Raw genomic sequence first — 8,985 nt, 5'->3', positions numbered from 1 at the left:
CCGCGACGAGGTTGGCGCGGTAGTGCGCCTTCGCGGCGGCGACGTGCTCGTGGTCGCCGGTCAGCGCGGCGACGGCGGCGTACTGCGCCGGTGTGTTGACGCAGCTGACCGTGGCCTCCTGCACCGTGCGCATAACCGTGGCGAGCCCCGGCGGGGTCACGAGGTAGCCGACACGGATGCCGGTCATGGCGTAGGTCTTGGAGAGCGAGAAGGCGCTGAAAACGCGGTTCTCGGTGTCGAGGCTCGCGATACTGACGTGCTTGTCGCCGTAGGTGAAGTACTCGTAGACCTCGTCGCTGATGATCCACAGGTCGTGGCGCTTGGCGAACTCGAGCAGCTCGCGCAGCACCTCCTCGGGGAAGATCGCTCCCAGCGGGTTCGACGGGGAGTTGACGATCAGCACGCGCGTGCGCTCGGTGACGAGACTCTCGAGCTCGTCGATGCTCGGCAGGAAACCGCGTTCGGGCAGCAGCGAGTACGGGATGGGGTGCGCGTCGAGCATGCGCACGCCCATGGTGAAGGTGGTGTAGCCCGGGTCGGGGATGAGCACCTCGTCGCCGGCCTGCAGGGTGAGCGTCATGGCCTGGTAGAGCGCCTGCGTCGCACCGACAGTGACCCAGACCCGCTCGAGGTCGACGTGGATGTCGTTCTCGCGGGCCAGCTTGCCGACGATCGCCTCGCGCAGCGGCGTTATGCCGCCGTTCGGGGTGTAGTCCGTGGCGTCGGCGTCCCAGGCACGCTTCGCGGCGTCGGCGATGTGAGGGGCGACCGCGACATCCGGTTCTCCGATGACGAGAGAGACGATCCCCTCGAGTTTCGTGGACATCTCGTAGATATGACGGATGCCCGAGCCCGGGACCGTGTCGATGTGCTGGGCGAGGTGCGGCATACCGACAGGTTATTACGCTGGGGGCATGACAGGTTCCGTGGTGCTCGTGCACGGACTGCGCACGTCGTCGTCGATGTGGCGGCATCAGCGCGACGCGCTCGAGGCCCTCGGCTACACGGTCGTGACGCCCGACCTGCCCGGGCACGGTTCGCGCATGGCCGAGAGATTCTCCCTGGCCGGCGGGGTCGCGACGATCGCCGACGCGGTCTCGGATGCGCCGGGGCCGGTCTTCCTCGTCGGCTTCTCGCTCGGCGGCTACCTGGCCGCGCACTGGGCGGCCGAACGCCCGCGCGCCATCACCGGACTTCTCGCCGCGAGCTGCGGTACCCAGCCGACACGGGCCATCCTCGGCGTCTGGGGGCTCGGCGCCGCGGCGATCCACCGGCTGCCCGACCGGGGCCTCGGGCTCAACAACGCGCTCGTGCGGGCCGTAATCCGCGACCCCGACTACGCGAACGACGTGATCGCCGGCGGTGTCGCGCTCGAGGTGATGCAGGACGCACTGCACGAACTGCGCGGCATCCGGATGGAGTCGGCGCTCGCGCGCATCGACCTTCCCGTGTGGTTCGTGAACGGCACGCTCGACCACGTGCGACTGCAGGAGCGGCGCTTCCTGGCTGCGACGAGACGGGGCACGCTCGTGCGCATCCCCGGGGCGACCCACATGGTGAGCCTCGCCCGGCCGGTCGAGTTCACGAACCTGCTCGTCGACGCCATAAACTCGAGCCGTCCGGCGACACCCGCCTAACCGACGGTCCGGCGTGATTGTCAGTTCGGGCGAACAACTGGTAATGTTGTCTGTTGGCTTCCGTGCAACCCTCTATTGCATGACTAGCGGCCGAGAATCGCTAATTTCGGCTGCCCCCGCGAGACACGTCTTGCGGAGTTTCTTACACACGTCAGTTCACATACAAGAAGGTAAATTCAGTGGCAAACATCAAGTCGCAGATCAAGCGCATCGGAACCAACAAGAAGTCGCAGGAGCGCAACAAGGCCGTCAAGAGCGAGGTCAAGACCGCGATCCGCAGCGTCCGCGCCGCCGTCACCGCCGGTGACAAGGAGCTCGCCGTCGCGACCCTCCTCGTCGCAGCGAAGAAGCTCGACAAGGCCGCCAGCAAGGGCGTCATCCACAAGAACCAGGCCGCCAACAAGAAGTCGGCGATCGCCAAGCAGGTCGCAGCAATCTAAGCGCCACCCCTTCGAAATGCCCCTCACGCTGCGGCGTGGGGGGCTTTTTCGTGCGCGCCGCCGCGTGCGCGCCGCTCAACAGGAGCGGATGGCGCCGACGCACCGTCAACAGGACGGATTCGGGTTGTCGCCGCGTCGCATCATGTCGAGCCGGGATAGCCGGGTCGCGGGAGGCCGGGGGCGCGGGCGCTGCGGCGCGCGGGAGGCAGGGGCGCGGGCGCTGCAGAGCGGGCGGGCGGGCACGGGCGGCCGGGATCCGGCCTGCGGCTCAGCTGCCGCCGCGCCTCGCCACGATGCCGACCATGCGCTCGAGCGCGAACACGGGGTCGCGCCCGCCGCCCTTGATCTGCGCGTCGGTCTCGGCGAGCAGTTCGATCGAGCGGCCGAGGCCGTCGTCGCTCCAGCCCTGCAGGTCTTTGCGGGCCCGGCCCACCTGCCACGGCGCGAGTCCGAATTGCTGGGCGAGCTGCCCGTCGCTTCCCCGCACGTTGTACAGTTTGGCCATCGTGCGCAGCTTCGACGCGAACGCCGCGAGCATCGGCACGGGGTCGGCGCCGGAAGCGAGGGCGTGCCGCAGCAGCAGCAGCGCCTCGCCGTTGCGGCCCGCGATCGCGGCGTCGGCCACCTTGAAGGCGGTGGTCTCGACCCGGCCCGAGTAGTACTTCTCGACGGTGACCTCGGTGATCTCCTCGCTGGCGTCGGCGAGCAGCTGCTGGCAGGCGCTCGCCAGTTCGGCGAGGTCGTCGGCGAACGCGGAGACGAGGGCGCGCAGTGCGCCGGGGGTGATACGGCGACCGGCGGACTGGAACTCGGCCGCGGCGAACTCGAGCTTCTCGGTGTCTTTCTTCAGGTCGGCGCAGACGATCTCGATGCCGTTGCCGAGCCCGCCCCTGATGGCGTCGAGCATGCGCTTGCCCCGCACTCCGCCCGCGTGGCGCAGCACGAGGTAGCAGTCGTCGGCGGGGTGTTCGAGGTAGCTCAGCACGTCGTCCATAAACGCGTCGGTGCACTTCTCGACGTTGGTGACGCGGATGAACCGGGGCTCGGCGAACAACGACGGGCTCGCGAGTGTCACCAGCTCGCCGGGCGCGTAGTGGTCGGCCTCGATGTCGCCGAGTTCGAGGCTGGGGTCTTCAACCCGCAGGGTGTCGCGCAACAACCGGATCGCGCGGTCGGCGAGGAAGCCCTCGGTGCCCGACACGAGCACCACACGCGCTGGACGCACCGCGTGCCACGCCAGTTGCGGAATGGCGACCTTGGCCTTGCTGGCTGGCTTGGTTGCCACGCTGTGCTCCCTCGTTCGGATCCCTGCAAGCCTAATCGCGACCGCCGACGGTGGCGCGCGCGGCCGGGCGGTCACGGTGTCGCCTTCTGTTTCCAGACGCGCACCTCGCCGGTCGTGCCGCCGGGCGCCAGCAGCACGAGGCCGTCGGTGTCGGTGCGCGTGGCCGCCGTGCCCACCCGCGCGAGCAGGTCGAGCAGGCGGTCGGTGGGATGCCCGTAGGTGTTCTCCGCGCCCACGCCGATGACGCCGACGGTGGCGTCGGCACGCTCGTAGACCCGGTCGAGCTGGTCGCCGCTGCCGTGGTGCGAGACCTTGACGACGTCGACCCGCGGCACCGGGCCCGCCGCCAGCATGAGCGCCTGCGCCCTTTCGCCGAGGTCTCCGAGAAACAGCGAGCCGAGACATCCGTTCGCGCATCGCCCGACCGGCTCGAGAGCGAGCACGACGCTCGCGTCGTTGCCCGGTTCGACCGAGCCCAGCCGGGCCGGCGGCCACAGCACCGAGAGGCGGAGCTCGCCGAACAGTTCTCCAGCGCCGCGGGAGACCCGTTCGACCTCCGCTCCCCCGGCGGCGAGGTCGGCGACGAGGAGGTCGTCGGCGGCCTCTCCCGATGGACCGACGAGCGCGCGGTCGACGCGGCCGAGCACGGTCTCCGCGCCGCCGACATGGTCGAGGTCGAAGTGGCTCAGCACGAGCAGGTCGATGCGCGCGACGCCGAGGTCGTCGAGGCAGCGCGCGAGGGACGCGGGGTCGGGCCCGGTATCGATGAGCGCCGTCTGGCCGGCGCTGCGCAGGAGCACGGCGTCGCCCTGCCCGATGTCGCACGCGGCGATCTGCCAGTCGCCGGGGCGCGACCACTGCTGCGCGACCCGCACCCCAGCGACCGCGCCGGCGAGGCCCACGAGCACTACGACGGATCCGGCCGCGCAGATCAGCCGGGCACGGCGGGAGACCGGTGCGAGCGCCGCCACCAGCGCGCACGCCGTGACCCCGGCGAGCAGCCCGACGCCGACCGGGCCCTCCGGCCACGGAATCGCCCCGCCGGGGAGCGCGGCAAAGAACCCGGCGACCGCGGCGATCCAGCTCGCCGGCACCCAGGCGACGGCGGTGAGCACGCCGCCCAGCCACGGCAGCACCGGCAGGGTGACGCAGGCGAGCAGCCCCAGCACCGTCGCGAACGGCGCCGCCGGTTCTGCCAGCGCGTTGGCGACGATGCCGTACAGCGGGATGGACGGGGTGAGCATCAGCAGAACCGGCTGGCAGGCGAGCTGCGCCGCCAGCGGCACGGCGACCACCACCGCGAGGCCGAGCGGCAGAACGCGGTGCAGCAGCCGGCTGAGCGGCCCCGTGAGCACGAGCAGGCCGCCCGTAGCCAGCACGGACAACGCGAATCCGTAGTCCCGGCTGAGCCACGGATCGGTCGACAGCAGCACGAGAGCCGCGAGGCAGAGAACCGGGATGCCACGCACCGGCCTGCCTCCCGCGGTCGCGAGCAGCACGATCACCGCCATGACACCCGCGCGCACGACACTCGCCTGCGGGGTCACGAGCACGACGAAACCGATGAGCACAACGACGGATGCACCGATCCGAGCGCCGCGCGAGACCCCGAGCATCGCCCCCGCCAGCATGATGAGCGCGACGACCACGGCGCAGTTGGCGCCGGAGACGGCCGTGAGATGGCTCAGCGAGGTCGCCTTCATGGCGGCGTCGAGCGGCTCGCCGACGGCCGACGTGTCCCCTATCGCCAACCCGGGCAGCAGTGCGGCGCCGTCGCCGTCGAGTCGGGACGCCGCCTGGGCGAACGACGCACGCAGCCCGTTCGCCCAGTCGAGGAACCACGGCGGCGACGCGACAACCCGCGCCGGCCCGTCGGCGAACACGAGAAAACCGACGTCGTCTTCCGGCGCGGTCGCGACGAGCGTGCCGCCGAGCGACAGCGTCGAGCCGATGCCCGCCCGCTCGATCGGCATCCCGTCGAAGACGAGCACGGGCGCTCCCACGGCCACGGCCTGCGAGGCGCCCGCGGTGATCGTCGTCACGGTCGCCGCGAACGGTCCGTCGCGCGCGCTGGCCTGCGGCTCTCCGCCGACGGTCTCCGCCGCTGTCAGGGTGAGGGTGACGTAGCGTCCGTCGTGGGCGGCGTCGAGCAGCGCGGGCGGCTGTCGGGTCGGTGCTGCGACCGCGGCCGTGGTGCAGACGAGGGCCGCCGAGGCGGCGCACACCGCGATCGACACCGGCAGCGCCCTGCCCCACGCGAGGGCGGCCGCGACGCTCAGTCCGGCGCAGCCCCACAGCGCGACCGCGACCGGCACCGCCCACCCGGGCGCGGCGGTCACGAGGGCCGCTGCCAGCCAGGCGACCGCCGCTGGTGGCACAAGCCGCAGGTCGATCAGGCCGCGTCTCACAGCGTCACCAGGTCTTTCAGTGCGTCGAACGTCTTCTCGCCGATGCCGGCGACGCTCATGAGGTCTTCGACGGCGGAGAAGCGCCCGTTCTCGTCGCGCCACGCGATGATGCGTTCGGCCATGGCGGGGCCTACCCTCGGCAGGGTTTCGAGAGCCGCGACATCCGCGGTATTGATGTTGACCTTGCCGGGCACGACCGCTCCCCCGGCGGCGCCTCCGGGCCCCGCGACGGGGGCTTCGCCGACGATCGGCACAACGATCTGTTCGCCGTCGGTGACGAACCGGGCGAGGTTGAGCCCCGACTGGTCGGCGCCGTCGGCAAACCCGCCCGCCGCCGCGACGGCGTCGACCGCTCGGTCGCCCTCGCGCAGCTCGTAGAGCCCGGGGTTCGCGACGGCGCCCAGGATGTGCACGAAGATTGCGGCACCGGATGGCGCGGACGTCGCCGTCGAGGCCGACGACTCCGACGCGAGGGCGCCGTCACCCGGCGCGACGACGGCGCTCTGCCCCTTGGGCGCGAGGGCGGAGAACAGGATCGCGCAGGCCAGCCCGACGAACACGACCACCACGGCCGCGCCCACCCCGATGCGCAGGCGTGTTCGCCGCACCTCGCCGGGATCGCTCATGCCCCGACGCTAGGCGCCGCCGGACACTTCCGGCGGCGGCGTCAGAGTTCTGCGGAAAGTGCCCGCGAGGGCTGCCTTGGGAGGGACACGACCCCGCCGCCGCCCGTCGGAAACTCAGGACATGCGGTCGCCGAACGCGCCGCCCGGAGATCTTCGGAAACTCAGGAGACCCGGTCGCTGGCGGGCGAGCGGCCCGCGACTGTGCGCGGTCCGCTGGTGGCCCATCGACGCGAGTTCCTGAATTTCCGAAATCGCGCGCTGGGCCACCGCCGCGAGGCTGCTGCTGGCCGGCTACTTAACCGCGAAGGAGATGACGCGGGGGGCCCGGACGATGACGTTCACGATCTCCTGGTCGCCGATGCTGCGGATCACGGCCTCCGACTTGCGGGCGAGCGCCTCTAGGTCTTCGCCGCTGATCTTCGGCGACACCTCGAACTTGTCCCGCACCTTGCCGTTGACCTGCACGACCGCCATGACGGAATCCTCGACGAGGAGTGTCGGGTCGGCCTTGCGCCAGCGCACGAGCGCCACCGTCGGCTCGTAGCCGAGCAGCTCCCACATCTCTTCGGCCGTGTACGGCGCGAACAGGCTGAGGGCAACGGTGATGACCTCGGTCGCCTCGCGCACGGCGGCGTCGGCGGGGCCGGCGCCCGTGTCGATCGTCTTGCGGGTCGCGTTCACGAGCTCCATCAGACGCGCGACGACGACGTTGAACTTGAACGACTCGACGAGGCCGGGGGCGTCCTGCAGGAAGCGGTGCGTCTGCTTGCGCAGCGCGGCTTCGCCGGTCTTCCACTCCACGTCGGGCGCCGAAGTGACGTCTTTCGCCAGGCGCCAGGCGCGCTTGAGGAACTTGGCCGAGCCGGCGGGCGAGACGTCCTCCCAGTTGATGTCGTCTTCGGGCGGACCCGCGAACACCATCGTGAGGCGGATCGCGTCGACTCCGAACTCGTCGATGACGTCGCCGAGGTTGACGCCGCCCTTGCTCTTCGACATCTTCGAGCCGCCGGAGAGCACCATGCCCTGGTTCAGCAGCGCGCTGAACGGCTCGGTGAACGAGACGTAGCCGAGGTCGAACAGCACCTTGGTGATGAAGCGGGCGTAGAGCAGGTGCAGGATCGCGTGCTCGACGCCGCCCACGTACTGGTCGACGGGCGCCCACTTGTCGGCGTCCTTCGGGTTGAACGCCTGGGTGTCGTCGTTCGGGTTGAGGAAGCGCAGGAAGTACCACGAGCTGTCGACGAAAGTGTCCATCGTGTCGGCGTCGCGCAGGGCGGCGCTGCCGTCGCGCGGGTCGGGAACGTTCACCCAGTCGGTGGCGGCGGCGAGCGGCGACTGGCCCTTGGGCTGAAGGTCGAGGCCGTCGGTGGGCGGCAGCAGCACGGGCAGCTGGTCTTCGGGCACGGGAACGAGCTCGCCGTCGGCGCCGTGGATCATCGGGATGGGGGTGCCCCAGAAGCGCTGGCGGCTGATCAGCCAGTCGCGCAGGCGGTAGGTCTTGGCGGCGCGGCCGCTACCCGTGGAGCCGAGCAGTTCGATGGCGCGCTTGATCGCGTGCGTGCGGCTCAGCCCGTCGAGCGGACCGGAGTTGATCATGCGGCCCTCGCCGACCAGCGCCTCGCCGGTCTTGGTGGGCGACAGCGGCGGCAGGTCGTCGGGCAGGATCGCCACGCCGTTCTCGTCGAGGTCGAGCACGGGGATGGAGGCGGTGACGGGCGCGTTCGTGTCGACGACCACCACGACGGGCAGGTCGAACTTCAGGGCGAAGTCGAGGTCGCGCTGGTCGTGCGCGGGCACGGCCATCACGGCGCCGTGGCCGTAGTCGGCGAGCACGTAGTCGGCGGCCCAGATCGGGATGCGTTCCTTCGTCACCGGGTTGACCGCGAAACGTCGCAGCGGAACGCCGGTCTTCTCCCGAGTGGCATCCTGCCTCTCGATCTCTGTACTGCGCTGGGTCTGCTCGAGGTAGGCCTTGAACGCGGCCTTTGTCTCGTCCGACCCCGTCGACACCAGTTCGGCGGCCAGGTCGGAATCGGGCGCGACGACCATGAAGGTGACACCGAACAGGGTGTCGGGGCGCGTGGTGAAGACAGTGACCTTCTCGTCGGTCTTGCCGAAGAGCTGGCCCTCGATCACGAAGTCGACGTCTGCACCGACCGAGCGGCCGATCCAGTTGCGCTGCATCGCGAGCACCTTGCTCGGCCAGTGGCCCTCGAGCTGGTTGAGGTCGTCGAGCAGGCGGTCGGCGTAGTCGGTGATCTTGAAGTACCACTGGGTGAGCTTCTTCTTGACCACGACGGCGCCCGAACGGTCGGACGTGCCGTCGGCCAGCACCTGTTCGTTGGCGAGCACGGTCTGGTCGATCGGGTCCCAGTTGACGGCGCTTTCCTTGCGGTAGACCAACCCGCCTTCGTAAAGATCGAGGAACTGTGCCTGCTCGTGGCCATAATATTCGGGATCGCAGGTCGCCAGCTCACGGCTCCAGTCGAGCGCGAAGCCGAGGCGCTTCAGCTGCGCCTTCATGTTGGCGATGTTCTCGCGCGTCCAGCCGCCGGGGTGGACGCCATTTTCCATCGCCGCATTCTCGGC

At 70.4% G+C, this 8,985-nt stretch carries 7 protein-coding genes; 2 read left to right on the top strand and 5 right to left on the bottom strand.

Annotated elements, in window-relative coordinates; all coding sequences use genetic code 11:
• The coding region (locus tag ACLQ6X_RS05575; RefSeq protein WP_411699180.1) for a pyridoxal phosphate-dependent aminotransferase at positions 1-889 on the bottom strand (889 nt) is incomplete at its 3' end.
• Positions 890-914: 25 nt separating this feature from the next.
• Between ACLQ6X_RS05575 and ACLQ6X_RS05570 the strand changes: the two genes are divergently transcribed.
• Positions 915-1,637 carry an alpha/beta fold hydrolase gene (locus tag ACLQ6X_RS05570; RefSeq protein ID WP_411699179.1) on the top strand — a complete coding sequence of 241 codons (723 nt, stop codon included), beginning with the start codon at positions 915-917 and terminating at the stop codon, positions 1,635-1,637.
• A gap of 179 nt (positions 1,638-1,816) precedes the next feature.
• Entirely contained in the window at positions 1,817-2,077 is a 261-nt protein-coding gene (gene rpsT, locus ACLQ6X_RS05565; protein ID WP_188509647.1) for a 30S ribosomal protein S20, read from the top strand.
• Between the two features lie 268 nt (positions 2,078-2,345).
• Here rpsT and holA read toward each other — a convergent pair whose 3' ends face one another.
• The 4 genes from holA to leuS form a co-directional block, all read right to left on the bottom strand.
• Positions 2,346-3,362 (bottom strand): DNA polymerase III subunit delta, encoded by a 1,017-nt coding sequence (holA, locus tag ACLQ6X_RS05560; protein ID WP_411699178.1) that lies wholly within the window; start codon positions 3,360-3,362, stop codon positions 2,346-2,348.
• Between the two features lie 71 nt (positions 3,363-3,433).
• Entirely contained in the window at positions 3,434-5,770 is a 2,337-nt protein-coding gene (locus ACLQ6X_RS05555; protein ID WP_411699177.1) for a ComEC/Rec2 family competence protein, read from the bottom strand.
• Positions 5,767-6,396, bottom strand: a complete 630-nt coding sequence (locus ACLQ6X_RS05550) for a ComEA family DNA-binding protein (protein WP_411699176.1) — start codon at positions 6,394-6,396, stop codon at positions 5,767-5,769. The genes ACLQ6X_RS05555 and ACLQ6X_RS05550 overlap by 4 nt, the downstream gene beginning before the upstream one ends.
• A 291-nt stretch (positions 6,397-6,687) precedes the next feature.
• Positions 6,688-8,985: leucine--tRNA ligase (gene leuS, locus ACLQ6X_RS05545; protein WP_411699175.1), on the bottom strand; the 2,298-nt coding region annotated here is incomplete at its 5' end.

This window comes from Conyzicola sp., from assembly GCF_046714715.1.
GTDB lineage: Bacteria > Actinomycetota > Actinomycetes > Actinomycetales > Microbacteriaceae > Conyzicola.
Note: the sequence above shows the minus strand (reverse complement) of the source record. Positions and strands in the feature narration are given on the sequence as shown.

Coding starts and splice junctions, on each gene's coding strand:
- ACLQ6X_RS05570 (WP_411699179.1), top strand. CDS start 915: ATGACAGGTTCCGTGGTGCTCGTGCACGGACTGCGCACGTCGTCGTCG.
- ACLQ6X_RS05550 (WP_411699176.1), bottom strand. CDS start 6,396: ATGAGCGATCCCGGCGAGGTGCGGCGAACACGCCTGCGCATCGGGGTG.